A 24,730-nucleotide genomic window follows, 5' to 3' on the forward strand; every position below is an offset into this window, starting at 1 on the left:
AACTAACCGGCGAATTCCGTGAGGGCGCGTTCCACGATGGCGACCAGCTGCTCGTGGTGCGCGCCCTTCCAGTACGCCCGGCCGCAGTCCCGGCACTGCGCGAAGACGTCGTAATTGCGCTGCGTGCCGCCGTGGAGCTGGTCGGCGACCTCCTCCTTCGTGGCCTCCTTCAGCAGGCCGTTGCAGGCGGTGCAGCGCGTCCAGGGCCGCAGTTCGGGGCGGAACCGCTCCAGGACGTCCCTCAGCTGTTCCTCGGGCCGGGTGCTGTAGATGTACCCGCCCGCCCACAGCTCGCGGCGGCGCAGCAGGCCCCGGTCGCGGCTGAGCATGACGCGCCGCTCGGCGGCGGAGCGGGCGGCGAGGGCGGGGTCGCCGATGTCGGTGGACTCGTAGGCGGTGTCCACGCCGAGCAGGCGCAGGCGCCGGGCGAGGGTGCCGAGATGGACGTCGAGCAGGAAGCGCAGGGGAGCGCCGGGCACCTGCTGGGGGCGCTCGACCGGCCGTACGGCGACACGGTCGCCGTCCCGGGGGACGTAGGACACCGGTACCTCGCGGCCGTCGACGTCCAGCTGTCCGACCTCGGTCAGCGGGACGCCGAGGGACTCCACGACGTGGCCGAGGGAGGAGACGCCGTCGGTGGTGAGCGCGGTGACGCCGGTCCGGCGGTCGTGCGGGACGAACAGGGCCAGCCCGGGGGCTACTTCGAGGTGGATCTCCGGTGCGGTCACGCGGTCAGGATGTCATGCGGGAGCGGCTCGGGCTCAGCCCTTTTCCGCGGCCGGGCCGTGCTCGACGACGTCCAGGGCGCGGTCGAGGAGCTCGTGGAGATCGTCCCGGAACCCGTGCTCGGCCCAGTACCGGGTGACCTCGGTGAGGGCCCCGACCAGGGACATCGCGTAGACGCGGACCTCCAGGCCGTCGGCGTCCCGCCCGGTGCGCTCACCGACGGCCCGGGCGAGCTGTCTGCCGACGCCGGCCCCGGCCTCCAGCATCCGGGCCCGCACGGCGGGTACCTGCGCGATCAGCCGCGCCCGCAGCCGGAGCAGGTCGGGGTCCTCGTCCATGCCCATACCGACGGCCAGGGCCATCACCTGCCGCAGCGTCCGCATCCACGGCTCACCGGGCGGCCGCTCGCGCACCCGCTCCATGAGCAGCGGCTCGTACTCGTCGGTGAGGACGATGTCCTCCTTGGCCGGGAAGTACCGGAACACGGTCGACACCGACACCTCGGCCCGCTCGGCGATCTGCTCCACGGTGGTCGCCTCGTACCCCTGCTCCCGCACCAGGTCGTACGTCGCCCGCCGGATCGCCGCCCGGGTCTTGATCTTCTTCCGCTCCCGCAGCCCGAGCTGCGAGGGGTCGACGGAACTACTGCGCGCGACGGTCATGCGGCACATTGTGGGCCACCGCAGGTGGCAACCCTAGGCGTGCTGGTACGCCACCAGCGAGATCCCCACGTAGTGGACCACGAACGCCGCCAGGGTGAACGAGTGGAAGACCTCGTGGAAGCCGAACCAGCGGGGGGAGGGGTTGGGGCGCTTGATGCCGTAGACCACGCCGCCCGCGCTGTAGAGGACGCCGCCGACGATCACCAGGACCAGGACCGCGATGCCGCCGGTGCGCATGAAGTCGGGGAGGAAGAAGACCGCCGCCCAGCCCATGGCGATGTAGCAGGGGGTGTACAGCCAGCGGGGGGCGCCCACCCAGAAGACGCGGAAGACGATGCCCGCCGCGGCGGCGGCCCAGATGCCCCAGAGGAGCCACTGGCCCTTGGCGCCGGGCAGGAGCAGCATCGTCAGCGGCGTGTACGTGCCCGCGATGATCAGGAAGATGTTGGCGTGGTCCAGGCGGCGCAGGATGCCGTCCATGCGGGGGCTCCAGTTGCCCCGGTGGTACAGCGCGCTGACGCCGAAGAGCAGACAGGCCGTGAGGACGTAGATCCCGCAGGCGATACGGCCCCGGGTGGAGTCGGCGAGGGCGGTCAGCACCAGTCCCGCGATGAGTACGGCCGGGAACATCCCGAGGTGCAGCCAGCCCCGGAGCTTGGGCTTGACCGGGTGGGGCAGGGAGCGCGCGACAGGACCGCGGCCGGTGCCGGGCAGGTCCGTGGGCGCGTCGGGGGCGGACGCAGTCATAAACAGAATCGTACCTACGCAACCGTAGGTTACGTAGCCGCCTCCGGAGCAAGAGTGGCCATCGTCTCACGGGAGTTGGGCCCGGGGCGACCCCCGCCGGACGGCGGACGTGGCCGGGCTCACGTTCGCTCACCTGTGACGCCCTCTGGACATATGGGCGCGTGCGTCGGATGATCAAATGAGTGCGGTCGGCACCGGATGAGCGTCGGGCACCCCTTCTGGCAAGCATCCGGGTCGCAGCCCCCACGGGGCCTCCAACCAAAAATCCCTCATTTAGGAGCAATCGTGGCGCGCGACAACGCGGCTCCCATCGGCGTCCCCACCAACCATCAGGAACTGATCTCGTGGGTGAACGAGATCACCGAACTGACCCAGCCGGACAACGTGGTCTGGTGCGACGGCTCCGAGTCCGAGTACGAGCGCCTGTGCGAGGAGCTCGTCGCCAAGGGCACCTTCAAGAGGCTCGACCCGATCAAGCGCCCCAACTCCTACTACGCGGCCTCCGACCCCACCGACGTCGCGCGCGTCGAGGACCGCACCTTCATCTGCTCCGAGAAGGAGGAGGACGCGGGCCCCACCAACCACTGGATGGCCCCCGCCGAGATGCGTGAGGTCTTCACCGGCGACAAGGGCGTCTTCCGCGGCTCGATGCGCGGCCGGACCATGTACGTCGTCCCGTTCTGCATGGGCCCGCTCGGCTCCGAGCTGTCCGCGATCGGCGTCGAGATCACCGACTCCGCCTACGTCGCGGTCTCCATGCGCACCATGACCCGCATGGGCCAGGCCGTCCTCGACGAGCTGGGCGACGACGGCTTCTTCGTCAAGGCCGTGCACTCCGTCGGCGCCCCGCTCCAGGAGGGCCAGGCCGACGTCCCGTGGCCCTGCAGCACGACCAAGTACATCTCCCACTTCCCGGAGACCCGCGAGATCTGGTCCTACGGCTCCGGCTACGGCGGCAACGCCCTGCTCGGCAAGAAGTGCTACGCCCTGCGCATCGCCTCCGTCATGGCCCGCGACGAGGGCTGGCTCGCCGAGCACATGCTGATCCTCAAGCTCACCCCGCCGCAGGGGGAGTCCAAGTACGTCGCCGCCGCGTTCCCGTCCGCCTGCGGCAAGACCAACCTCGCCATGCTGGAGCCCACGATCTCCGGCTGGACGGTCGAGACCATCGGTGACGACATCGCCTGGATGCGCTTCGGCGAGGACGGCCGCCTGTACGCGATCAACCCCGAGGCCGGCTTCTTCGGCGTCGCCCCCGGCACCGGCGAGCACACCAACGCCAACGCCATGAAGACCCTGTGGGGCAACTCGGTCTTCACCAACGTCGCCCTCACCGACGACGGCGACGTGTGGTGGGAGGGCATGACCAAGGAGACCCCGGCCCACCTCATCGACTGGAAGGGCCGCGACTGGACGCCGGACTCCGACGAGCCCGCCGCCCACCCCAACGCCCGCTTCACCACCCCGGCCGCGCAGTGCCCGATCATCGCGCCCGAGTGGGAGGACCCCAAGGGCGTGCCGATCTCCGCGATCCTCTTCGGCGGGCGCCGCGCCACCGCCGTACCGCTGGTGACGGAGTCCTTCGACTGGAACCACGGCGTCTTCCTCGGCGCCAACGTGGCCTCCGAGAAGACCGCCGCCGCCGAGGGCAAGGTCGGCGAGCTGCGCCGCGACCCGTTCGCCATGCTGCCGTTCTGCGGCTACAACATGGGCGACTACATGGGCCACTGGATCAACGTGGCCAAGGACAAGGACCAGTCCAAGCTCCCGAAGATCTACTACGTCAACTGGTTCCGCAAGAACGACGAGGGCACGTTCGTCTGGCCCGGCTTCGGCGAGAACAGCCGCGTGCTGAAGTGGATCGTGGAGCGCCTGGAGGGCAAGGCCGAGGGCGTCGAGACCCCCATCGGCATCCTGCCGGCCAAGGGGGCCCTGGACACCCAGGGCCTGGAGCTCTCCGACTCCGACCTGGACTTCCTGCTCACGGTGGACAAGGAGGTCTGGCGCGAGGAGGCCGCGCTGGTCCCCGACCACCTCAACACCTTCGGCGACCACACCCCGAAGGAGCTGTGGGACGAGTACCACGCGCTGGTCAAGCGCCTGGGCTGAACCCACCCACGAACCCCCGCGGCCGGCCTCCGATGGGAGCCCTGACCAGTGATCGTCACGGGCCGGCCGCGGGCGGCGGAAAGTCACGAACCAGGCCCCGCACAACGGCGTGCGGGGCCGCCGTGCGTCACGCTCCTCCACGCGGATGGATTCCGGCGCCCACTGACCGCGACACCGCCCGTGACGAGCGCCGACGCATGCCGCCGCCGCCAGGCTGGCGCCCATGCGCACACCACTCCTCCGCCGGGCGGGGCGAACGACCGCCCTGGCCCGCGCCGGGACCGTCGCGGCCACCGTCCTGGCCCTCGTCCTCGCCCTCCCCGGCACCGCGACCGCGGCCCCCGGGGACCTCGACCCCGCCTTCAGCGGCGACGGAAAGACGATCACCGCCTTCGCCGACGACGACCAGGCCCATGACGTCGCCGTGCAGTCCGACGGGAAGATCGTCACCGTCGGCTCCTCCGCCGACTACTCGCTGCTGGAGAGCCGCTGGGCGCTGACCCGGCACAACGCCGACGGCAGCCTGGACACCGGCTTCGGCGACGGCGGCCGGGTGACCACCCCCATCAACAACCGGCAGCCCGACCTCCAGTGGGGCGAGGCCTCCGCGGTCGCGCTGCAGAGCGACGGCAAGATCGTCGTGGCCGGTCACGCCTGGCGCGGCTGGGAGGACTGCTGCTGGTTCACGGTGGCCCGGTACAACTCCGACGGCAGTCTCGACACCGGCTTCGGCGACGACGGCCGGGTCCTCGCCGACATCGCCGGGCCCACCGAGGCCCGCGACGTGGCCGTCGACTCCGCCGGCCGGATCGTCGCGGCCGGATACACCGGCGGCGAGGTGGCGCTGCTGCGCCTCCAGCCGGACGGTACCCCGGACTCCTCCTTCGGCGGCGACGGCGTCGTCACCGCCGACCCCTCGCCCCTGCCCGGGGAAGCGGGCGGCGGCGCCTACGCCATGGCCCTGCAGAGCGACGGGAAGATCGTCGTCGGCGGCGACGTCGGCACCACCCGCTTCGACTTCTCCCTGATGCGCTTCCTGACCAACGGCAGCCTGGACACCTCCTTCGACGGCGACGGCATGGTCCGCACCGACTTCGGCGACTACGAGACCGTGCACGGCCTCGCCGTCCAGGCCGACGGCAAGATCGTCGCCGCCGGGGGCGACACCATGGCCCGCTACCTCGCGAACGGCGCCCTCGACACGGGCTTCGACGGCGACGGCAAGGTCACCGTCACCGGAGGCGTCGCCTGGGACCTGGCGCTCCAGCCGTCCGACGGGCGCATCCTCCTCGCCGGCAACAACCCCGGCAACGACCTCGCCGTCCTGCGCTACACCACCGACGGCGCCAAGGACACCGGGTTCGGCGCCTCGGGCATCGCGCTCGCCGACTTCGGCGGCAACGAGTCCGCCCGCACCCTCGCCGTCCAGAGCGACGGGAAGATCGTCGCGGCGGGCGGCGGCGGACCCGGCACCGGGTTCGCGCTGGCCCGCTTCCTCGGCGGCGGCAGCACCCCGCCGCCGCCCGCCACCGCCGACCTGTCGGTGACCAAGTCGGGCCCGGCCACGGTCAGCATCGGCGACCGGGCCACGTACCCCCTGACGGTCACCAACAACAGCGCGACCACCACGGCCACCGGTGTCTCGCTCACCGACACCCTCACCGGCCCGGCCCGCACCGTCCTCTCGGCGACCGCGTCACAGGGCACTGCACGACCGCCGTGACCTGCGCCCTCGGCACGCTGGCGCCGGGCGCCCAGGCCACCGTCACGGTCGTCGCCGAGCCGCGCGCCACCGGCACCCTCACCCAGCGGGCCACGGTCACCGCCACCCAGCCCGACCCGGCCACCGCCGACAACACGGCCACGGTCACCACCACCGTCAACAACGCCCGCGGCTGCACCCGCATCGGCACCAGCGGCAAACGACACCATCACCGGCACCTCCGGCGCCGACGTCATCTGCGCGCTGAGCGGCGACGACACCGTCAACTCCGGCAGCGGCAACGACACCGTGCACGGCGGCCACGGCAACGACCGGATCGACGGCGGACTCGGCAACGACACCCTCAACGGCGGCCCGGGCAACGACACACTGCTCGGCAACTCCGGCGCCGACGCGCTCAACACCGTCGACGGCGTGAACGGCAACGACACCGCCAACGGCGGTGCGAACAGCGACAGTTGCACCACCGACCCGGGTGACGCACGCATCAGTTGCTGAACAACGCGTTCCCCTGTCGCGCAGGGGGCGCATGGGGCTGGCCGGGCGACGGGCTGCACCAGGGCTCGTCGCCCGGCCAGCGGCCTACGTCACGCGCTGACGTACGTGAGTGTGTGGCGCCCGGTCCGCGCGTCGCTGCGGGTGCGCGCGGACCGGGGCCGTCCGGGGGAGCCCCTGGGGGCTCAGCGGGACGCCAGTTCGCGGGGCTCCAGGGCCTCGGCGTGGGCGTCCATCCGCTCGGCGGAGAGGATCGCGGCGGCCGTGTCGGCGCGGGACGCCGCGACGACGAGGGCCCGGCCGGCGAGGGTGTGGGCGCGGCGGTGCAGGGCCCGCGGGTCGCCGGGCTCGCTCGCGGGCACCGCGCGCACCAGGCCGCTGCCGCCGCGCAGCCGGGTCACCTGCTCCGCGAGGCGCTCGGCGGCGGCGTCCAGGTCGGCGGACGGGGCCAGCGCGCGCAGCTCGTCGGTGACGGCCAGCAGTGCGGCGAGGTGGCCCGCCAGCTGGATGTCCAGCTCCTCCTCGCGTGTTCGGTGGGGGAAGTCGGAGGTGGTGCCGGCCATCGTGCTGTGGACCGACTTGGCGCGGATCGGTTCGTACATGGGGATGGCCTCCTGTGCTCTGACAGGAAGCCATCCTAGCTTAGAATCGGTCTAAAGTTGAGTCGTTCGCAAAAGTACCCGGTCAGGGCTGGCTGTAACCGTCCAGGAAGTTCCCGATCCGGGTCACCGCGTCCCTGAGGTCGCCCGCATTCGGCAGGGTGACCACGCGGAAGTGGTCGGGTTCGGGCCAGTTGAAGCCGGTGCCCTGGACGACCATGATCTTCTCCCGCCGCAGCAGGTCCAGGACCATCTGGCGGTCGTCCTTGATCTTGAAGACCTCCGGGTCGAGGCGCGGGAAGAGGTACAGGGCGCCCTTGGGGCGGACGCAGCTCACACCGGGAATCTGCGTGAGCAGGTCGTAGGCGACGTCCATCTGCTCCTTCAGCCGTCCGCCGGGCAGTACCAGGTCGTCGATGGTCTGCCGTCCGCTGAGCGCGGCCACGACTCCGTGCTGGCCGGGCATGTTGGCGCACAGCCGCATGTTGGCGAGGATCGTCAGGCCCTCGATGTAGGAGTCGGCGTGGGCGCGCGGGCCGGAGATCGACATCCAGCCGACCCGGTAGCCGGCCACCCGGTACGCCTTCGACATGCCGTTGAAGGTGAGGGTCAGCAGGTCGGGGGCGATCCTGGCGGTCGCCGTGTGGGTGGCGCCGTCGTAGAGGATCTTGTCGTAGATCTCGTCCGAGCAGACCAGCAGGTTGTGCCGGCGGGCGATGTCGGTGAGGCCCTTGATGACCTCCTCGCTGTAGACCGCGCCCGTGGGGTTGTTGGGGTTGATGATGACGAGCGCCTTGGTGCGGTCGGTGACCTTCCGCTCCACGTCGGCGAGGTCGGGCATCCAGTCGGACTGCTCGTCGCAGCGGTAGTGCACGGCGGTGCCGCCGGACAGGGACACGGCCGCCGTCCACAGCGGGTAGTCGGGCGCCGGTACGAGGACCTCGTCGCCGTCGTCCAGCAGGCCCTGCATCGCCATCACGATCAGCTCGGAGACGCCGTTGCCGATGAAGACGTGCTCGACGTCGGTCTCGATGCCGAGGGTCTGGTTGTGCATGACGACGGCGCGGCGGGCGGCGAGCAGCCCCTTGGCGTCGCCGTACCCGTGGGCGGAGGAGACGTTCCGGAGGATGTCCTCAAGGATCTCCGGCGGGCACTCGAAGCCGAAGGCGGCCGGGTTTCCGGTGTTCAGCTTGAGGATGCGGTGGCCCGCCGCCTCAAGCCGCATGGCCTCTTCGAGAACCGGGCCCCGGATCTCGTAACAGACGTTGGCGAGCTTGGTCGACTGGATCACCTGCATGTCGGTGAGCTTACGGCCCGGTAACGCCCCGTGGGCCGTGTTTCCCACCACATGAGACGGGTGATTTGGGCCGTTATAGGTGACGGCTGTCCCATGGACCCCTCCCGTCCCTGCAATGCGCGGCCATGTCCAGGCCACACCAGTACGAAAACGGGATGAACGCCGCGGAGGGTGCGCAGGTGTACGTCCCCCAGGCGACGCCGCCCCCTGTGTACGAGGGCTACCCGGACCCGGCGGCCGCGCACGGCTGGCAGAACGCATACGACGAGACGCGCGAGCTGTCGAGAGTGCCGGACGCCGACGGGGAACCGGCCCCCGGTCCCCGCGCCGCCCGCCGCTCCCGCCGCCGCGGTGAGCGGCGCCGTCGCGCCCTGATGGCGGCCGGCGCCCTGGGCGCGGCCTCCCTCGCGGCCGTGGTCGCGGGCTTCGCGCTCTCCTCGGGTGACTCGGAGGAGGGCAAGGCGCCTGCCCGCACGACACGGGACGACTCCGGCGTGCCGGCGGACCCCTGGGTGGCCCCGTCCTCGGCTCCGACCTCCTCGCCCACGACCCCGGCGGTCCCGGTGTCCCCGACGGCGGCGCAGCCGAGGGCCACGGAGAGCGCCCGCCGGGGCTCCCCGACCCCCACGGCTCCCGCCTCCACGGCCCCTGCCGCGGAGCCCTCGGCCACCAGGGGGCCGGGCAATTCGGGCAAGAGGCCGCCGCACGCGGGAGGCAAGGGGCCGCACTAGCGGCACGCGGTCCGGTGCGGGCGTCTCCGTGGCCGGAATTGACTCCTTGTTCTCACCTTCCCCTCCCATAACAATGCGCATGACAAATCAGCGGGCGGCCGGAAGATCTCCGGCTGCCTTTGTTGCAAGAGGGGACCCCCACATGAGAAAGCCTCTCGTTGCCGTGCTCGCCGCCCTGGCCATCGCCGGGGCCGGGGCGGCGCCAGCGGTCGCCGCCGAGGAGCGGAGCGAGGCCGCACCCGCCATCCAGGCCGTGAACTTCGCCGGGACCGTGGCGCTCAGCAACTGCTCCGGGTCGGTCGTGCGGATGCCCGACTCCGAGGACAACGACCCCGCGCTCGTGCTCACCAACGGCCACTGCCTGGAGAGCGGAATGCCCGGGCCCGGTGTGGTCGTCGTCGACCGTGCGTCCTCCCGCTCCTTCGGGCTGCTCAACTCCTCCGGCACCCGCGTCGGCACCCTGCGCGCCAGCAAGATCGCGTACGCCACGATGACCGACACCGACGCCGCGATCTACCAGCTCACCCGCACCTACGCGCAGATCAGGTCGTCGTACGGGATCAACGCGCTCACCCTCAACGACACCCGCCCCGTCGCCGGCACCGCCATCAGCGTGGTCTCCGGGTACTGGAAGCGGATCTACAACTGCTCGATCGACGGCTTCGCCTACCGGCTGAAGGAGGGTGACTGGACCTTCAAGGACTCCGTCCGGTACACCTCCGCCTGCAACACTATCGGCGGCACCTCGGGCTCGCCCGTCCTCGACCAGGCCACCGGCAAGGTCGTCGCGGTGAACAACACCGGCAACGAGGACGGCCAGCGCTGCACCGTCAACAACCCCTGCGAGGTCGACGCGAACGGCAACGTCACCGTCCGCCAGGGCATCAACTACGCCCAGCAGACGTACGGCATACCGGCCTGCTTCGGCATCGACAACAAGCTCGACCTCAGCGCCCCCGGCTGCGTGCTCCCCAAGCCGTAACAGCCGTAAGCGTCACGGGGCGGGCGTTCTGCGGACCGCCCGCCCCGCCAGCACGTCCGTGCGACGGCCGTCCTCGATCACGAACCGGCCGTCCACCAGGACGTACGGGATGCCCGTCGGCAGCCGCCTCGGCTCCTCGTACGTCGAACCCGGCGCCACCGTCCGCGGGTCGAACAGCACCAGGTCCGCCCGGTACCCCTCACGGACCAGGCCCCGGTCCGGCAGTCGCAGCCGCCGCGCCGGGCGGGACGTCAGATGCGCCACGCACTCCTCCAGCGACAGCACCCCCAACTCCCTTACGTATGTGCCGAGATACTGCGGGAACGTGCCGAACGCCCGCGGGTGCGGCTTGTCGCCCTGGAGGATGCCGTCCGAACCGCCCGTGTGCACCGGGTGGCGCATGATCGCGCGGACGTTCTCCTCGTGGCCCACGTGCTGGAGGATCGTCGTGCCCAGGCGGTCGCCGAGGAGCAGGCGCCGGGCCGTCGGCCAGTCCGGGACGCGCCGTCCCACGTACTCCGCCAGCGCCGGGTCGCTCACACCGGAGATCTCGATGGTGTCCCACTCCATCGGCACGCCGTGGCAGCCGTCCGAGCCGGTGACCTCCAGGTCGTGCCGGATGCGCTCTGCCGTCGCGTCGTCCCGCAGCCGCGCCAGCACCGCCTCCGGGCCGCCCTCGCTCGCCCAGCTCGGCAGCAGCGCGGCGAGCGTGGTGCAGCCGGGGGTGTAGGGGTAGGTGTCGAGGCTGATGTCCGCGCCGGACGCCAGCGCCTCGTCCAGCAGCGCCAGCAGCTCGGGCGCCCGGCCCTTGTTCACGCCGAAGTTCATCGTCGCGTGCGCCAGGTGCAGCGCGCACCCCGCCTCGGACGTCAGCTCCACCATCTCCCGGTACGCCTCCAGCGCGCCCGCGCCGTAGGAGCGGTGGTGCGGGCAGTAGTAGCCGCCGTAGGAGGCCACCACCCGGCACAGTTCGGTCAGTTCGGCGTCCTTGGCGTACATGCCCGGCGTGTAGGTGAGCCCCGAGGACATGCCGACCGCGCCCTGCTCCAGACCCTCGGCGACCAACCGCCGCATCCGGTCCAGCTCTTCGGGCGTCGCCTCGCGGTCCTCCCAGCCGACGGCCAGCGCCCGTACCGTCCCCTGCGGGATCAGGTAGGCCGCGTTCACGGCGATGCCCCGGTCCAGCCGGTCCAGGTACTCGCCCACCGACCGCCAGTCGAAGTCGATGTCGTCCCCGTCGCCGTTCCAGCCGGTGATCGCGCGCCGCACCTCGGCGAGCGTGCGGTCGTCGACCGGGGCGTAGGACAGGCCGTCCTGCCCGATCACCTCCAGCGTCACGCCCTGCGCGGCCTTGGCGCTGTGGTCGGGGTCCCGCAGCAGCGCCAGGTCGCTGTGCGCGTGCATGTCGATGAAACCGGGCGCCAGCACCAGCCCCTCGGCGTCCAACTCGCGCATCGCCGACGGCCGTTGACAGCCCGCGGCGGCGGCCTCGCGCACGATGGCGACGATACGGCCGTTGTCGACGACCACGTCGGCGCGGTAGGAGTCGGCACCGGAACCGTCGACCACGTCGGCGTCCCGGATGACCAGATCCAGCACAGCGGGCCTCCCTCGGCCTAGAAGAACGTACGGATGTAGTCGACTACCGTGCCGTCCGCCTGCGCGACCGGGATCAGCGGCCACTTGTCGAAGGACGTGCACGGGTGCGACAGACCCAGGCCCACCCAGTCGCCGACCTCCAGGTCCGCCTCCGGACCGGTGCGCAGCCAGGCGTGCTGGTCGGACAGGGCGGTCACCTCGATCCCGGCCGCCGTCCGCTCCGCCCCGTCCCGCCGCACCACCTGGGCGAAGGGCAGGTCCAGGTCGTAGGCCGCGTCCCGCTTGCCCGCGTTGAGGAACGCCTGCTCCCGCGTGGGCCGGGAGACGACCTGCGCCCACAGCCGGAACGCGGGCTCCAGGGCGCCCTCCTCGGGCACCCGGTTGAACGGGGTGAGCTTGCGGTAGTGGCCGTCGTCGTGCGAGACGTACGCCCCGGAGCGCAGCAGCTTCAGCACCGGGCGGGACAGGCCGGGGATCTCGGCGAAGACATCGGCCACCGCGTCGAACCAGGCGCTGCCGCCCGCGCTGACGACGATCTCGTCGGTGCCGTCGAAGCGTCCCGCCTTGTCGAAGTCGGCCGCCAGCGCCACCAGCCGGCGCAGCCACGCCCGCACCCGCTCCGGGGTGGCCTGCGGGACCTCGCCCTCGTACCCGGCGACACCCACCAGCCGCAGCCCCCGAGCCGCCGCCACCGCGTCCGCGACCGCCGCGCACTCCGCCTCGGTGCGCACCCCGGTGCGCGCGCCCTCCCCGGCCGCCAGCTCCACGACCACGTCCACCGGCCGGGCGGCGCCCGCGAGCGCCGCGTCCATCAGCTCCACGCCGCGCACGGAGTCGACGTAGCAGACGAACCGGAAGGACGGGTCGGCGGCCAGGTCGGCGGCGATACGGCGCAGGGCCGCCGCGTCCACCAGCTCGTTGGCGAGGAAGACCCGCTGGATACCGAACTCCCGGGCCACCCACACCTGGTGCGGCACGGCGAGGGTGATGCCCCAGGCGCCGTGCTCGATCTGGCGCTGGAAGAGCTGCGGGGCCATCGAGGTCTTGCCGTGCGGGGCGAAGGCGAGGCCGTGCCGGGCGGCGTAGGCCTCCATGAGCCGCAGGTTGTGCGCCAGGCGCTCGGCGGACAGGGCGAGCACGGGCGTGGCGAATCCGCCCGTGAAGAGGTTGCGCCGCTCGGCCGCCAGCTCCCCGACCGTGCGGCCGGCGGCGTCCGGCGGCAGGCCCTTGAAGCGGTGGTCGACACGTTCCTCGGCCAGCCGGGCGAGCGCTTCAACGGCCATGGAGCCTCCCTGATCAGGGACGTTGCATTAATTGCAACGTTCATTGCGTATATCGCTAAGTGCTGTCTAACATCTCGCCCAACACGAACACAAGGTTGGGGAGCTACGACGATCGTGACCGGTACCGGACCCTGCGACACCCCCCGCGTCGAAGGCGCCGTCGACGTGGTCGCGCTCGGCGAGTCCATGGTCGCGTTCCTGCCGACCCGGCCGGGCCGCCTCGCCGACGTGCCCTCCTTCGACCGGTCCATCGGCGGCGCCGAGTCCAACGTGGCCTGCGCCCTGGCCGCCGCCGGACACTCCGCGCGCTGGGTCAGCCGGGTCGGCGCCGACGGCTTCGGCGACCACCTCCTCGACGCCGTCGGCGGCTGGGGCGTCGACGTCCGCGCCGTCCGCCGCGACCCGGCGCGCCCGACGGGGCTGTACTTCCGCACCGCGGGCGACCGGGGGACGGACGCGCACGAGGTGGCGTACTACCGCGCCGGCTCGGCGGCCTCCGCGATGGGCGTCGGGAACGTGGACCTGGACGCCGTACGGGCCTGCCGGGTGCTGCATCTGTCCGGGATCACGGCGGCCCTGTCGGCGGACTGTCTGGGGCTGCTGCGGGAACTGACGGCGCCCCGGGCGGGGCGCCCGCTGGTCTCCTTCGACGTCAATCACCGGCCCGGGCTGTGGGGCGACGCCGCGGGACCCCGGGTGCTGCTGGAGCTGGCGCGCGGCGCGGACATCGCGTTCGTGGGGGAGGACGAGGCGCACGGCGTCTGGGGCGTGACCGGCGGTCCGGAGGAGATCCGGGACCTGCTGCCCGAGCCCGAGGTGCTGGTCGTCAAGGAAGGCGCCCGAGGGGCGACCCTCTTCCACGGCGACGCGCCCGGCGTCTTCCAGCCCGCCCTCACCGTGGACGTCGTCTCCGCCACCGGAGCCGGGGACGCCTTCGCCGCCGGCTTCCTCTCCGCCACCCTGCGCGGCCTGCCCCACCGCGCGCGGCTGCGCCACGGCCACCTCTGGGCCGCCGCCGCCCTCACCACGCCCGGCGACCTCGCCGCACCCCCCGCCCGCGACACCGCCGACCGCCTGGCCGCCGCGGCGGACGAGGCGTGGGGGAGACTTCGACTCGGCCCCGGCTGGACACAGGCCGACCCACGGGCCGAGGAGGAGGTACCCACCCCATGAGCCAGACCGTCGACCGCGCGCTCAGCATCCTGCCGCTGCTCGCCGAGGGCCCCGCCGACCTGGGCACCGTCGCCGACCGGCTGGGGGTGCACAAATCCACCGCGCTGCGCCTGCTGCGCACCCTGCACGAGCACGGCATGGTCTACCGCCAGTCCGACCAGCGCTACCGCCTCGGCGCCCGGCTCATCGCCCTCGCCCAGGAGGCGATGGAGAACCTCGACATCCGCGAGATCGCCCACCCCCACCTGGTCCGCCTCAACGAGCGGATCGGCCACACCGTCCACCTCGCCGTGTACGAGGAGGACGAGGTCCTCTACATCGACAAGGTGGAGAGCCGCTACCCGGTGCGGATGTACTCCCGGATCGGCAAGCCGGTCGCCATCACCGTCGCCGCCGTGGCCAAGCTGCTCCTCGCCGACCTGCCCGAGGCCGAGCGCCGCGCCCTCGCGGAGAAGCTCGACTACCCCATGTACACGTCCCGTTCGACGCCGAACGCCGCCGCCTTCCTGCGCGAGCTGGACAAGGCGCGCGAACAGGGCTGGGCCTCCGACCTCGGGGGCCACGAGGAGTCCATCAACTGCGTCGCCGCCCCCATCCGGGGCGCCGACGGCCGGGTCGTCGCCGCCATGTCGGTCTCGGCGCCCAATGTCGTCGTCACCGCCGACGAACTCCTCACCCTGCTGCCGCTGGTCCGCCGTACCGCGGACGAGATCACCGGCGAGTACTCCGGCAAGACCCCAGCAAAGGACGCCCCTTGACTTCCTCCCCCGCCTAAAGGCGGGGGATTCCAGCGGTCGCCCGTTGGGATTCCTGCTTCACCGACGACCGCCCCGTCCGGGAGGACTCCCGTTGAGGTCTTACACCGTCTCCACAGGCAGACGCCGCCAGCCCGGCGGCCAGGATGTTGCGTGCCGCGTTCACATCGCGGTCATGCACCACGCCGCAGTCGCACGTCCACTCGCGGACGTTCAGCGGCATCCTCGCCGCGACCGTGCCGCAGGCCCCGCACAGCTTCGAGCTGGGGAACCAGCGGTCGATCACGACGAGTTCGCGCCCGTACCAGGCGCACTTGTACTCCAGCATCATGCGCAGGTCCGTCCAGGCCGCGTCCGATATGGCGCGCGCGAGCTTGCCGTTCTTCAGCAGGTTGCGGACGGTGAGGTCCTCGATCACGACCGTTTGGTTCTCACGGACGAGTCGAGTCGACAGCTTGTGGAGGAAGTCGCGGCGCCGGTCGGCGATCCGGGCGTGGACCTTCGCGACACGGCGCCGGGCCTTCTCCCGGTTCGCGGAGCCCTTCTCCTTGCGGGACAGCTCCCGCTGCGCCTTGGCGAGACGGGCACGGTCGCGGCGCTCGTGCCGGGGGTTGGCGACCTTCTGCCCGGTCGACAGGGTCACGAGGCTGGTTATGCCCGCGTCGATACCGACCGCGCTCGTGGTGGCCGGAGCCGGAGCAATCCGGTCGTCGCACAGCATCGACACGAACCAGCGCCCGGCACTGTCGCGGGACACGGTCACCGTCGTCGGCACCGCACCCTCTGGGAGCGGACGCGACCAGCGGATGTCCAACGGCTCGGCCATCTTCGCCAGCGTCAGCTTTCCGTCCCGGAACTTGAAGCCGGAGCGGGTGTACTCGGCCGACGCGCGGGACTTCTTCCGCGACTTGAACCGGGGGTACTTCGCGCGCTTGGCGAAGAAGTTCCCGAACGCCGTCTGAAGATGGCGCAGCGCCTGCTGAAGCGGGACGCAGGACACCTCCGTCAGGAAGGCGAGTTCCCCGGTCTTCTTCCACTCCGTCAGTGCAGCCGACGACTGCACGTAGGAGACGCGGCGCTGCTCGCCGTACCAAGCCCGGGTGCGTTCCTCCAGCGCCTTGTTGTAGACGAGGCGGACGCAGCCGAACGTGCGGGACAGCTCGGCTGCCTGCTCGTCCGTTGGGTAGAAGCGGTACTTGAAAGCCCGCTTGACCTGTTGCGTCACGCCTCCCATTGAATCAGCTTCCGTGTGAGAGGCGACTGTTGGCCGGTGGCCGGAGGACGCCCGTCCGCCCCGGCGGCGAACCGGCATTCCCTGCCCTGCTCCGCAGGAGCTTCGTTTCCTCCCCCGGCTGAAGCCGGGGGTATCCACGAAGGAAGGTCCCGATGACCGGCAAGATCGAGAAGACCGCGCTTACCCCGAAGACCCACACCACCCCGCCCGCGAAGTTCTCCCACGGGGTGCGCAAGGGCAACATCCTCCAGGTCGCGGGCCAGGTCGGCTTCCTGCCCGCCGAGGAGGGCAAGCCGCCCACGCCCGCCGGGCCCACCCTGCGCGAACAGACCCTCCAGACCCTCGACAACGTCAAGGCGATCCTGGAGGAGGGCGGCGCGAGCTGGGACGACGTGATGATGATCCGCGTGTACCTCACCGACGTCGCCCACTTCGCCGAGATGAACGACATCTACAACGCCTACTTCGAGGCGCAGCACCTCACGGCCCCGCCCGCCGCCCGCACCACCGTCTACGTTGGCCTCCCGGCGGGCCTGCTCATCGAGATCGACGCGCTCGCCGTCCTCGGTTGAGCCCGGGCCGGATGACGCTCCCTCACTCCCCGTACACCGCACCCGGCATGGCCCACGACGGGCCATGCCGCGATCCCCCCACGGCCGGCATCGTGGCGCCGTTGCTCTCCGAGGGCGACCACTCCCAGGCCTTCGTCGCCCTGGTCATCATGGCCATCTCGGCGGGCTCCATCTTCGCCTCGCACGTCAACGACGGCGCCCGCGCGCGGAGCGCGCTGATGGACGCAGCTGGATGGTCGCCAAGTACTTCGGCATCAGCGAGCGCGACACCCTCAAGACCTGGACCGTGCTGGAGACGGTGCTGTCGGTGGTCGGGTTCGTGGTGGCCGCCGGATTGAGCATCTTCGTATAACGATGAAGGGGGCTGGCTGTGTGCGGCACAGGATCGTCGACCATACTGCCCGCTGTGGAGCAGCGCATAGGATCGAGCAGCCAGCCCCTGGAAGGCGCCGGATTCGACCCGGCTTTCGTCCCCGGGCTCACCGCGCCCGTGGCCGACTCGCCGGAGAAGACGGACAAGCCGTCGGACCCGGAGACGGAAGCCTCTACGGACACGGAAGCCGTGACGGAGACGGAGACGGAGGCCGAACCCGAGGCCGCCGTCGAGGAGTCCGCGGCCGAGGACGGCGCGGCCGAGGACGGTCCCGTCTTCGAGGCCGCCGACCGCCGGGCGAGAATCGTCGCCGACCGGCGCGGTGTCCGGCTCGCCCTGGACGACCAGGAGTGCGAGTTCCGCTGGGACGAGATCGGCGCCGTGGAGACGGAGCGGCCCCGCTTCGGCAAGCGGTTCACCGTCACCGTGCACACTCCTGACCGGCGCTGGTACCCGATCGAGATAGAGGCACCGGCCAGGAGCCGCTTCGACGAGTGGGACGCACAGCTCGACAAGGTGCTGGACGCCTACTTCGAGGAAGCCGAGTAGCACCGGTCTACGAGCAGTACTGGGCCTCCTTGCCGATCGAGCGGTACATACAGTCCGCGTTCTCCAGGAGTTGCAGGACGGCGTCCCGGTTCCGGGACGTCTCCCGCTCGATCACCTCGTCGGGCGGGTAGAAGCCGCCGCCACCGGAGCGCGGGTACATCTCGAAGGTGTACGCGAAGATCTTCTGGGCGCCCCAGAGCCAGTCGTCGATCGACCCGTCGGTGATGTACAGGTCGCTGGCCTGCTCCGGGGTGTAGCCGTTGCTGGCCGCCATCTTCCGGCCGACCGTGGCGAAGGCGTTGCGGTCGTCGGCGGTCATGCCGGTGGTGGTGTCCGAGTAGGTGTACCCGAAGGGCCACAGCACCAGTTCGCTGTAGGTGTGGAAGTCGATCGCGGCCTTGATCTGCTGCTTGCCGCCGACGACCCGGCTGCGCACGAAGTCCGCCACGACCTTCACCTCGGGCGCGGACTCGGGCGAACGGCCCCGGTAGGTCTCGGAGGACGCGGAACCGGAGGAGCCGCCGCAGCAGCCCCAGCGGTAGTCCCAGTTGCGGTTGAGGTCCGTACCGACGTACGAGGAGCCGGAGTTGGGCTGCCGGTTCTTGCGCCAGGAGCGGTAGGAGCCGGTGGCGATGTCGTACTCGCCGCCGTCCGGGTTCAGGTCCGGCACGATCCAGATCTCCCGGCTGTTGACCAGGTTGGTGACGCGTGAGTCGGTGCCGTAGTCGGAGGTCAGCTCGCGCAGCAGGTACAGGGCCATCTCGACGGTGAGGTGCTCGCGGGCGTGCTGGTGGTGCGTGAAGAGCACCTCGGGCTCGGCCTCGTCGGTGGCCACGTTGTCGCTGATCTTGATGGCGGTGATGTTCCGGCCCTGGTAGGAGGTGCCGATCACACGCGTGCTGGCGAGGGTGGGGTTGGCGGCCACGAGGGAGTTGATCTCGCTCGTCATCTCCGCGTAGTTGTGATAGCGCGAGTCCGCCGACGGGAAGTCGTACAGCCGCAGGTCGTCCGAGCCGCCGGTGCGGTCCGGTACGGAGCCCAACGGCGTGACTTCGTAGCCCAGTTGACGCAGCTTGCGGATCTGGTCGGCGCGGCCGGAGACCACCAGGTCGTGCGCGTCGACCTCGTCCACGGTGACGCCCGTCCGCTGGATCGCGGTGCGCTCGGCCGCTGTCGAGCGGACGTGGATCTCGTACTGGCGGATGTCGTCCGCCGAGGGGGCCGCGCGGGTCGCGCTGTCGGCCTTGGCCGTGACGCTCGCGGAGAGGGGCGCCGCGAGCGCCAGGGCGAGGAGGGCGGCGAGGGCGGCGGTGCGTCTCCCGCCGCGGGCGCCCGAGCCTCGGATGCGAAGTCGCATGAATTCTCCTTGTGTCTCCAGGGATTCCGGGATCTCCGGAAGTGGGGAGTGGAGCGGGGGGTGGTTCAGCGACGTGCACGTGCGGGTCGCGCTCATCGTCCATTCCTGGCATGAACGGGTCAAGGTTGAATACGGCCGTAATGACACAGCCGCGCGGAAGGCGCGGATTGTATGGGTCCGAGCGTCAATCTCCGTTCCCCTGGCGCCAGTTCCACCCGCACGAGTGACACCTTTGTGCGTCCTTCGCTGACGGCGGGGACAGTGAGGCACCCGCTGCACCGGAAGGGGGGCCGTGTGAACAGCCGACCAGAGGTCTACCCTGCGCCTGCGGTACGGGTGGGCGCGCACGCAACACAGGTAGGCATGCAGGTATATCTACCCCTACGCGAAGCCGCAGGCAGGACCACCATGAGCAGCATGCTGCAACTCCGGAACGGCTCCCACCGTCAACCTCCCGTCGGAGCCGCTCATCTGACCGTGGAGTACGACCCGCGCCCCTCGGCGGTCCGCGAGGCGCGTGCGGAGGTGCGCCGGCAGTTGGCGGGGTGGGGGCTGGCGGCCGAGGAGGAGTTGCTGGACACGGCCGAGCTGCTGGTCAGCGAGCTGGCGACGAACGCGCTGCTGCACTCGGCGAGCCGCTTCCGGGTGACGCTGACGGCCGGTCAGGGGGTGGTGCGCTGCGAGGTCCAGGACTCCGGGCGCCGCACCCCGCAGGTGCTCCAGGCGGGCGCTTCGGAGGGCGGGCGCGGGATGTTCCTGGTGGACGCGCTGGCCACGCGGTGGGGCTGTCATCAGGACGGCAGACGCAAGACGGTGTGGTTCGAACTCTGACATGCCCTCTTGTGGGCGCGCCCGGGCTGCGGTTTGTTGATCCGCATGGCGGACGGCTCGGGAAACACTCAGGCAACCCAAGTTGACGGAACCGAACCCACTCCCCGCAGGTCCAGTTGGAAGCACATCGGCCCTGGCATCGTTGTCGCCGCGACCGGTGTCGGCGCCGGTGACCTGGTCGCCACCCTGATCGCCGGAAGCAGCTTCGGGTACACGCTGCTGTGGGCGGCGGTCATCGGCTGTCTGGTGAAGATCTCCCTCGCCGAGGCGGTCGGCCGCTGGCATCTGTCCACCGGCCGCACTCTCTTCGACGGCTGGGCCGGCCTCGGCCGCTGGACCACCTGGTTCTTCGTCGTCTACGTGGTGGTCTGGGGCTTCGTCTACGGCGCCGCGGCGATGTCGTCCAGCGCCCTGCCGCTGCAGGCCCTGTTCCCGGACGTGATGGACCTGGAGTGGTGGGGAGTGGCCTGCGGGCTGGTGGGCCTGGTCTTCGTCTGGTTCAACAAGTACGCCGTCTTCGAGAAGGTCATGACGGTCCTGGTCGGCGTTATGTTCGTGGTGACGGTGTACCTGGCGGTCCGGGTCACCCCGAACCTCGGCGAGGCCTTCGCGGGCCTGCTGCCCGTACTCCCCGACGAGGAGGACTCCGTCCTCAACACCCTCGGTCTGATCGGCGGGGTCGGCGGCACCATCACGCTGGCCGCGTACGGGTACTGGGTCAACGCCAAGGGGTGGACGGACACCGGCTGGATGAAGGTGATGCGGCTGGACAACCGCGTCGCCTACGCCACCACCGGCATCTTCGTCGTCGCCATGCTCTTCGTCGGCGCGGAGCTGCTGCACTCGGCGAACATCACCCTCGCCAAGGGCGACAAGGGGCTGCTCCAGCTGAGCGACATCCTGGCGGCCGAGTACGGCGAGGCCACCGCGAAGTTCTTCCTGATCGGCTTCTTCGCCACCTCGTTCACCTCGCTGATCGGCGTCTGGCACGGGGTGAGCCTGATGTTCGCCGACTTCGTGGCCCGCTACCGGGCCGGGGACGCGGCCCGCGGCGAGGAGATCGCCTCCGGCGCCCGCGAACGCAGCCTGCCCTTCCGGCTGTACCTGCTGTGGCTGACCTTCCCGCCGATCGTCCTGCTCTTCCAGGGCCAGCCGTTCCGCCTGATCATCCTCTACGGCGTGCTGGGCGCCGCCTTCCTGCCGTTCCTGGCCGGCACCCTGCTGTGGCTGCTGAACACCTCCCGCACCCCGGCGCCCTGGCGCAACGGCCCGCTGAGCAACGCCATGCTGGCCGTCGCGGGCCTGCTCTTCCTGGTGCTGTGCGTGAAGCAGATCGGGGACCAGCCGTGGTCGGAGTTCTTCTGAGCCACTCCGACCACGGCCTTTGCGGCGCTACGGGCTACGGCAGCCCGTGCACGTGCGGACCCACCGCGTTCGACCACGCGTTGCCCGCGGTGGCGTCCCAGTTCGTCGACCAGGTCATCGCGCCCCGCAGACCCGGGTAGGTGCGCGAGGGCTTGAACGAGCCGCAGTTGGTGCCCCTGGCCAGGCAGTCCAGCGCGTTGTTCACGACGCTCGGCGAGACATAGCCGCTGCCCGCGCCCCGCGTCGAGGCGGGCAGTCCGAGGCCCACCTGGGACGGGTCGAGGCCGCCTTCGAGCTGGATGCAGGCGAGCGCGGTGAGGAAGTCCACCGAGCCCTGGCTGTAGACCTTGCCGTCGCAGCCCAGCATCGAACCGCTGTTGTAGTACTGCATGTTGACGACCGTGAGGATGTCCTTCACGTTCAGCGCGGTCCGGAAGTAGGCGTTGGACGTCGACTGCATGTCGATGGTCTGGGGTGCCATCGTCAGGATCATCGACGGTCCCGCCTTCGCCGACAGCGACCTGAGCGCCTGCGTCATGTAGGTGGCGTTCAGCCCGTTCTCCAGGTCGATGTCGACGCCGTCGAAGCCGTACTCCTGCATCAGCGCGTACACCGAGTTGGCGAAGTTCGTCGCGGACGCGGAGTCGTTGACGGACACCGTCCCCCGCTCGCCGCCGACCGAGATGATGACCTTCTTCCCGGCCGCCTGCTTGGCCCGGATGTCCGCCTTGAACTGCGCGACGGTGTACCCGCCGAGCCCGGCCGAGTCCAGGTTGAAGGTGACCGCGCCCGGAGTGCCGGTGGCGTCGGCGAAGGCGACCGCGATGATGTCGTACTGCGCCTGCACGTCCGACAGCTTCTGCACCGTCGCGCCGTTGTTGAAGTTCTGCCAGTACCCGGTCACCGCGTGCTTGGGCAGTCCCGGTCCGGTCGGGGTCTGGGTGGTCGTCCCCGTCACCGGCGCCGACTTCGGCGACTCACCGGCCGCGTTGGTCGCCGTCACCTGGAAGGAGTACGAGGTGGCGGGGGAGAGCCCGGTGACGGTGGCCGAGGTGCCGGTCACCGCGGTCACCTTGGTGCCGTCGCGGTAGACGTTGTAGCCGGTCGCGCCGGAGACGGCGTTCCAGGCCAGGGAGATCGACGTCGAGCTGCGCCCCGAGACCGTCACTCCGGCCGGTGTGCCCGGGATCGTCGGCTCGGGGTCGCCGCCACCGCCGCCGTCCGGGCCGAACACCGAGACGTCGTCGGCGTAGTAGGCGGCCTGGCCGTACCAGCCGTGGGTGTAGACGGTCACCGAGCGGGTGTTGGAGCCGGTGGTGAAGCTGGTCGTCAGCTGCTTCCAGCCGCCGGAGTCCGGCGTCCAGGTGGACACGTCCGTGGTGCCGGTGCCGGTCACACCCAGGTAGGTGTAGCCGCCCTGCACCCAGGCGCTGAGCGTGTACGTGGAGTTGGGCTGGACCGCGACCGCCTGGGTGCAGCGGGCGTTGTCCTGCCCGGCCGGGGTCGCCTTCAGCGCGGCCGAACCGCCGTGCACCGGGGAGGAGACGGTCGTACCGCTGTTCGCGGAGCAGGTCCAGTTGGTCAGGCCGGACTCGAAGCCGGCGTTCTTGGCGTTGTTGACATCGGCGGCCGAGGCCGTGCCGGTGCCCGTGAAGGTCAGGGCCAGGGCCGCGAGAACCGCGCCCGTGAAGAGCTTCACCGATCGCCCGCGCGGCGATCTTCCGGATGAGGACATGCCAGTGGGGGACATGACAAAGACGTTGGTCCAGACCAATCCTCTTGTCAAGAGGCAGTGCCGAGATGCTCAACCTGCCCCGTTTTGCCGCAACTTGTGAAACGCAAGTTCCCTCATAGCTACAGAAACGCTGTTCTCCGGTCATCGCCCCGTGGATACAGTGCTCACGTAGTCACGCAGCGAAGTCGACTGTGTGTCCTGGGTGCGGAGTGGGGAGCTGCGCGTGCCAACTGCCATCGCCGTGACCAGTGCCGACCTGGCACTGCCACCGCAGGACGAGCGCACCGTGCCCGCCGTCGTGCTGGAAGGACTGGACCGCGAGCCCCTCGACCGGGCCCTGAGCACCCTTCAGACGATCGTCGAGACCCACGGCCACCTCGTCGTCCTGTACTCCCAAGCGGTCGAACCCGCCGTGGAACGCCGGCTGCGCACCCTGCGCTCCCTCATGGAGAGCGACCGCATCGCCCTCTTCCGCCCCGAGCTGCCGCCGCTCGGACTCGCCGTGCTGGCCCGCCAGTTACGCCAGCTCGCCTCCTGCGACCTCGGCCCCGGGGTGCTCGCCTCGGCGGGCAGACTGCTCACCCACTACATCCACGCCGGGGCCCTGCTCGGCTCCGTCGCCAAGCTCGACCGCGTCCCCGTCGGACTGAAGTCCCACGCCCGCTCCTGGGTCCCCGGCGCCCACTTCGGCGTCCTCGCCCACCCCGAGCCCCAGCTCGTGCGCATCGGCCCGGAAGCCGCCCTGACCGGACCGGAGTTCGCCACCCGGATGCTCGTCGCCCGCGGCCAGCTCCAGTCCGACTGGGTCACCGACACCCTCGCCAAGTCCTGGAACGTCCAGGGGCTGCGCGAGGCCCCGCTGCCCGCCGAGTCGGCGCGCTGGTGGGGCACCGGCCGGCTGATCGAGTTCTGCTCCTACCTGCCCGACCTGTCGGTGCTGTACCAGCTCGTCACCTCGGTGCGCAGAAGTCCCTGCCACTGGTGCGGCATCGACGTCATCGGCGACCGCTGCGTCTTCTGCTCCGCGACCGCGCCCGTACCCGAGATCCGCGCGGGCTGACCGCCCCGCCCGAGGCCACCGACCGATCCCGACCGATTCCCCCAATGAGGTTGCACGGTTCATGAACTCCCGTCAGCGCCGCGGCGTGATACTCCTGATCCTCTCCGTCGTCTGCGCCCTCGGCGCCTTCGCCGGCGTGCTGTCCGTCATCAACGACGCCGAGTCCAAGGTCGGCCCGGAGGTCACCGCGTACCGGCTGAAGACGGACGTGGAGCCGTACAAGCCGCTGTCCGCCGCGCAGTTCGAGAAGATCTCGATGCCCGAGCGCTGGCTGTCCGACAACGCGGTCACCGACCTCCGCGCGGTCGAGGGCAAGATCGCGGTCACCACTCTGCGCAAGGGCTCCCTGCTCCAGAACGACATGGTCGTCGCGCAGCCCGAACTCAAGCCCGGGCAGCAGGAGGTCGCCATCATGATCGACGCGGCGACCGGGGTCGCGGGCAAGATCACGCCCAACTCCACCGTCAACGTCTACGCCACCTTCGAGGGCGCCCGCGAGGGCGATCCCGCCCAGTCCAAGATCATCGTGACCAATGCCAAGGTCATCGACGTGGGCGAGCTGACCCCCCTCGAACCCGACGCCGACGACCGCGGCCGGCAGCCCGTCGAGGCCGTCCCGATCACCTTCGCACTGTCCACCCTCGACGCCCAGCGCCTCACCTACGCCGAGTCGTTCGCCCAGCGGGTCCGCCTCGCGCTGGTGGCGCCCGGCGGCGACACCACGGTCCCCGAGTCGGACCGGACGTACGAACTCGCGAAGGACAAGTGAGAGG

Annotated in this window: 22 protein-coding genes and 2 pseudogenes; 14 read left to right on the forward strand and 10 right to left on the reverse strand. The window is 70.8% G+C overall.

Annotated features, from left to right (window positions below):
• Window positions 1-2 precede the first annotated feature (2 nt).
• The 3 genes from ACZ7L7_RS10840 to trhA are packed head-to-tail and all read right to left on the reverse strand — an operon-like array spanning window position 3 to window position 2,135.
• Complete coding sequence (locus ACZ7L7_RS10840) at window positions 3-728, reverse strand: Mut7-C RNAse domain-containing protein (RefSeq protein ID WP_472075574.1); 726 nt, start codon at window positions 726-728, stop codon at window positions 3-5.
• A 33-nt stretch (window positions 729-761) separates the two neighbouring features.
• The gene (locus ACZ7L7_RS10845) at window positions 762-1,388 is read right to left on the reverse strand and encodes a TetR/AcrR family transcriptional regulator (RefSeq protein ID WP_285510394.1); all 627 of its coding nucleotides are present in this window, start codon (window positions 1,386-1,388) and stop codon (window positions 762-764) included.
• Between the two features lie 33 nt (window positions 1,389-1,421).
• Window positions 1,422-2,135, reverse strand: coding sequence for a PAQR family membrane homeostasis protein TrhA (gene trhA, locus ACZ7L7_RS10850; protein WP_285510393.1), 714 nt, complete (start codon window positions 2,133-2,135; stop codon window positions 1,422-1,424).
• A 285-nt stretch (window positions 2,136-2,420) separates the two neighbouring features.
• Between trhA and ACZ7L7_RS10855 the strand changes: the two genes are divergently transcribed.
• The 3 genes and pseudogenes from ACZ7L7_RS10855 (at window position 2,421) to ACZ7L7_RS10865 (ending at window position 6,465) form a co-directional block, all read left to right on the forward strand.
• Window positions 2,421-4,244, forward strand: a complete 1,824-nt coding sequence (locus tag ACZ7L7_RS10855; protein ID WP_285510392.1) for a phosphoenolpyruvate carboxykinase (GTP) — start codon at window positions 2,421-2,423, stop codon at window positions 4,242-4,244.
• Window positions 4,245-4,467: 223 nt separating this feature from the next.
• Window positions 4,468-6,056 (forward strand): annotated as a pseudogene (locus ACZ7L7_RS10860) (calcium-binding protein); the annotation flags it as partial.
• Between the two features lie 118 nt (window positions 6,057-6,174).
• Window positions 6,175-6,465 (forward strand): calcium-binding protein, encoded by a 291-nt coding sequence (locus ACZ7L7_RS10865; RefSeq protein ID WP_285510728.1) that lies wholly within the window; start codon window positions 6,175-6,177, stop codon window positions 6,463-6,465.
• A gap of 182 nt (window positions 6,466-6,647) precedes the next feature.
• On the opposite strand, the gene ACZ7L7_RS10870 is transcribed toward ACZ7L7_RS10865, so the two are convergent.
• Both ACZ7L7_RS10870 and ACZ7L7_RS10875 read right to left on the reverse strand, forming a co-directional pair.
• Window positions 6,648-7,064: an SCO4983 family protein gene (locus ACZ7L7_RS10870; protein ID WP_471592752.1), complete on the reverse strand. Its 417-nt coding sequence runs from the start codon at window positions 7,062-7,064 to the stop codon at window positions 6,648-6,650.
• Between the two features lie 82 nt (window positions 7,065-7,146).
• The gene (locus ACZ7L7_RS10875) at window positions 7,147-8,358 is read right to left on the reverse strand and encodes a pyridoxal phosphate-dependent aminotransferase (protein ID WP_285510390.1); all 1,212 of its coding nucleotides are present in this window, start codon (window positions 8,356-8,358) and stop codon (window positions 7,147-7,149) included.
• Window positions 8,359-8,513: 155 nt separating this feature from the next.
• Between ACZ7L7_RS10875 and ACZ7L7_RS10880 the strand changes: the two genes are divergently transcribed.
• Both ACZ7L7_RS10880 and ACZ7L7_RS10885 read left to right on the forward strand, forming a co-directional pair.
• Window positions 8,514-9,089: a hypothetical protein gene (locus tag ACZ7L7_RS10880; RefSeq protein ID WP_472075577.1), complete on the forward strand. Its 576-nt coding sequence runs from the start codon at window positions 8,514-8,516 to the stop codon at window positions 9,087-9,089.
• A gap of 142 nt (window positions 9,090-9,231) precedes the next feature.
• Complete coding sequence (locus tag ACZ7L7_RS10885; RefSeq protein ID WP_285510388.1) at window positions 9,232-10,071, forward strand: S1 family peptidase; 840 nt, start codon at window positions 9,232-9,234, stop codon at window positions 10,069-10,071.
• A 12-nt stretch (window positions 10,072-10,083) separates the two neighbouring features.
• Here ACZ7L7_RS10885 and ACZ7L7_RS10890 read toward each other — a convergent pair whose 3' ends face one another.
• A complete protein-coding gene (locus ACZ7L7_RS10890; RefSeq protein WP_472075579.1) occupies window positions 10,084-11,670 on the reverse strand; it encodes an N-acyl-D-amino-acid deacylase family protein in 1,587 nt (528 codons plus the stop codon).
• A 17-nt stretch (window positions 11,671-11,687) separates the two neighbouring features.
• Window positions 11,688-12,953: an amino acid deaminase gene (locus tag ACZ7L7_RS10895; protein WP_472075581.1), complete on the reverse strand. Its 1,266-nt coding sequence runs from the start codon at window positions 12,951-12,953 to the stop codon at window positions 11,688-11,690.
• 114 nt (window positions 12,954-13,067) lie between these two features.
• Between ACZ7L7_RS10895 and ACZ7L7_RS10900 the strand changes: the two genes are divergently transcribed.
• Window positions 13,068-14,126, forward strand: a complete 1,059-nt coding sequence (locus tag ACZ7L7_RS10900) for a sugar kinase (protein ID WP_472075583.1) — start codon at window positions 13,068-13,070, stop codon at window positions 14,124-14,126.
• Complete coding sequence (locus ACZ7L7_RS10905) at window positions 14,123-14,884, forward strand: IclR family transcriptional regulator (protein ID WP_285510384.1); 762 nt, start codon at window positions 14,123-14,125, stop codon at window positions 14,882-14,884. The genes ACZ7L7_RS10900 and ACZ7L7_RS10905 overlap by 4 nt, the downstream gene beginning before the upstream one ends.
• Before the next feature lie 13 nt (window positions 14,885-14,897).
• On the opposite strand, the gene ACZ7L7_RS10910 is transcribed toward ACZ7L7_RS10905, so the two are convergent.
• A complete protein-coding gene (locus tag ACZ7L7_RS10910; protein ID WP_471592758.1) occupies window positions 14,898-16,106 on the reverse strand; it encodes an RNA-guided endonuclease InsQ/TnpB family protein in 1,209 nt (402 codons plus the stop codon).
• Between the two features lie 161 nt (window positions 16,107-16,267).
• Here ACZ7L7_RS10910 and ACZ7L7_RS10915 point away from each other — a divergent pair, with 161 nt between their 5' ends.
• The 3 genes and pseudogenes from ACZ7L7_RS10915 (at window position 16,268) to ACZ7L7_RS10925 (ending at window position 17,609) form a co-directional block, all read left to right on the forward strand.
• The gene (locus tag ACZ7L7_RS10915; protein ID WP_250748098.1) at window positions 16,268-16,687 is read left to right on the forward strand and encodes a RidA family protein; all 420 of its coding nucleotides are present in this window, start codon (window positions 16,268-16,270) and stop codon (window positions 16,685-16,687) included.
• An 80-nt stretch (window positions 16,688-16,767) separates the two neighbouring features.
• Window positions 16,768-17,039, forward strand: a pseudogene (locus ACZ7L7_RS10920) (GntT/GntP/DsdX family permease); the annotation flags it as partial.
• A gap of 54 nt (window positions 17,040-17,093) precedes the next feature.
• Complete coding sequence (locus ACZ7L7_RS10925) at window positions 17,094-17,609, forward strand: hypothetical protein (protein ID WP_472075585.1); 516 nt, start codon at window positions 17,094-17,096, stop codon at window positions 17,607-17,609.
• Window positions 17,610-17,616: 7 nt separating this feature from the next.
• Here ACZ7L7_RS10925 and ACZ7L7_RS10930 read toward each other — a convergent pair whose 3' ends face one another.
• Complete coding sequence (locus tag ACZ7L7_RS10930; RefSeq protein WP_472075587.1) at window positions 17,617-18,966, reverse strand: M14 family metallopeptidase; 1,350 nt, start codon at window positions 18,964-18,966, stop codon at window positions 17,617-17,619.
• Between the two features lie 417 nt (window positions 18,967-19,383).
• On the opposite strand from ACZ7L7_RS10930, the gene ACZ7L7_RS10935 reads away from it, so the two are divergent.
• Window positions 19,384-19,797, forward strand: coding sequence for an ATP-binding protein (locus tag ACZ7L7_RS10935; protein WP_285510379.1), 414 nt, complete (start codon window positions 19,384-19,386; stop codon window positions 19,795-19,797).
• A 45-nt stretch (window positions 19,798-19,842) separates the two neighbouring features.
• Window positions 19,843-21,162, forward strand: a complete 1,320-nt coding sequence (locus tag ACZ7L7_RS10940) for an Nramp family divalent metal transporter (protein WP_453607937.1) — start codon at window positions 19,843-19,845, stop codon at window positions 21,160-21,162.
• A gap of 34 nt (window positions 21,163-21,196) precedes the next feature.
• Here ACZ7L7_RS10940 and ACZ7L7_RS10945 read toward each other — a convergent pair whose 3' ends face one another.
• The gene (locus tag ACZ7L7_RS10945; RefSeq protein ID WP_472075589.1) at window positions 21,197-22,897 is read right to left on the reverse strand and encodes a chitinase; all 1,701 of its coding nucleotides are present in this window, start codon (window positions 22,895-22,897) and stop codon (window positions 21,197-21,199) included.
• A gap of 223 nt (window positions 22,898-23,120) precedes the next feature.
• On the opposite strand from ACZ7L7_RS10945, the gene ACZ7L7_RS10950 reads away from it, so the two are divergent.
• Window positions 23,121-23,957, forward strand: a complete 837-nt coding sequence (locus ACZ7L7_RS10950) for a hypothetical protein (protein WP_453607939.1) — start codon at window positions 23,121-23,123, stop codon at window positions 23,955-23,957.
• A 61-nt stretch (window positions 23,958-24,018) separates the two neighbouring features.
• Window positions 24,019-24,726, forward strand: coding sequence for a Flp pilus assembly protein CpaB (gene cpaB / locus ACZ7L7_RS10955; protein WP_285510375.1), 708 nt, complete (start codon window positions 24,019-24,021; stop codon window positions 24,724-24,726).
• Window positions 24,727-24,730: the final 4 nt, after the last annotated feature.

Source organism: Streptomyces sp. NPDC110618, from assembly GCF_055657065.1.

Bases quoted from the DNA above. Each gene is read 5' to 3' on its own strand.
- ACZ7L7_RS10940 (WP_453607937.1), top strand. From the start codon at position 19,843: ATGGCGGACGGCTCGGGAAACACTCAGGCAACCCAAGTTGACGGAACC.
- ACZ7L7_RS10845 (WP_285510394.1), bottom strand. From the start codon at position 1,388: ATGACCGTCGCGCGCAGTAGTTCCGTCGACCCCTCGCAGCTCGGGCTG.
- ACZ7L7_RS10880 (WP_472075577.1), top strand. From the start codon at position 8,514: ATGAACGCCGCGGAGGGTGCGCAGGTGTACGTCCCCCAGGCGACGCCG.
- ACZ7L7_RS10935 (WP_285510379.1), top strand. From the start codon at position 19,384: ATGCTGCAACTCCGGAACGGCTCCCACCGTCAACCTCCCGTCGGAGCC.
- ACZ7L7_RS10885 (WP_285510388.1), top strand. From the start codon at position 9,232: ATGAGAAAGCCTCTCGTTGCCGTGCTCGCCGCCCTGGCCATCGCCGGG.
- ACZ7L7_RS10875 (WP_285510390.1), bottom strand. From the start codon at position 8,358: ATGCAGGTGATCCAGTCGACCAAGCTCGCCAACGTCTGTTACGAGATC.
- cpaB (WP_285510375.1), top strand. From the start codon at position 24,019: ATGAACTCCCGTCAGCGCCGCGGCGTGATACTCCTGATCCTCTCCGTC.
- ACZ7L7_RS10895 (WP_472075581.1), bottom strand. From the start codon at position 12,953: ATGGCCGTTGAAGCGCTCGCCCGGCTGGCCGAGGAACGTGTCGACCAC.
- ACZ7L7_RS10945 (WP_472075589.1), bottom strand. From the start codon at position 22,897: ATGTCCTCATCCGGAAGATCGCCGCGCGGGCGATCGGTGAAGCTCTTC.
- ACZ7L7_RS10915 (WP_250748098.1), top strand. From the start codon at position 16,268: ATGACCGGCAAGATCGAGAAGACCGCGCTTACCCCGAAGACCCACACC.
- ACZ7L7_RS10870 (WP_471592752.1), bottom strand. From the start codon at position 7,064: ATGTACGAACCGATCCGCGCCAAGTCGGTCCACAGCACGATGGCCGGC.
- ACZ7L7_RS10930 (WP_472075587.1), bottom strand. From the start codon at position 18,966: ATGCGACTTCGCATCCGAGGCTCGGGCGCCCGCGGCGGGAGACGCACC.
- trhA (WP_285510393.1), bottom strand. From the start codon at position 2,135: ATGACTGCGTCCGCCCCCGACGCGCCCACGGACCTGCCCGGCACCGGC.
- ACZ7L7_RS10905 (WP_285510384.1), top strand. From the start codon at position 14,123: ATGAGCCAGACCGTCGACCGCGCGCTCAGCATCCTGCCGCTGCTCGCC.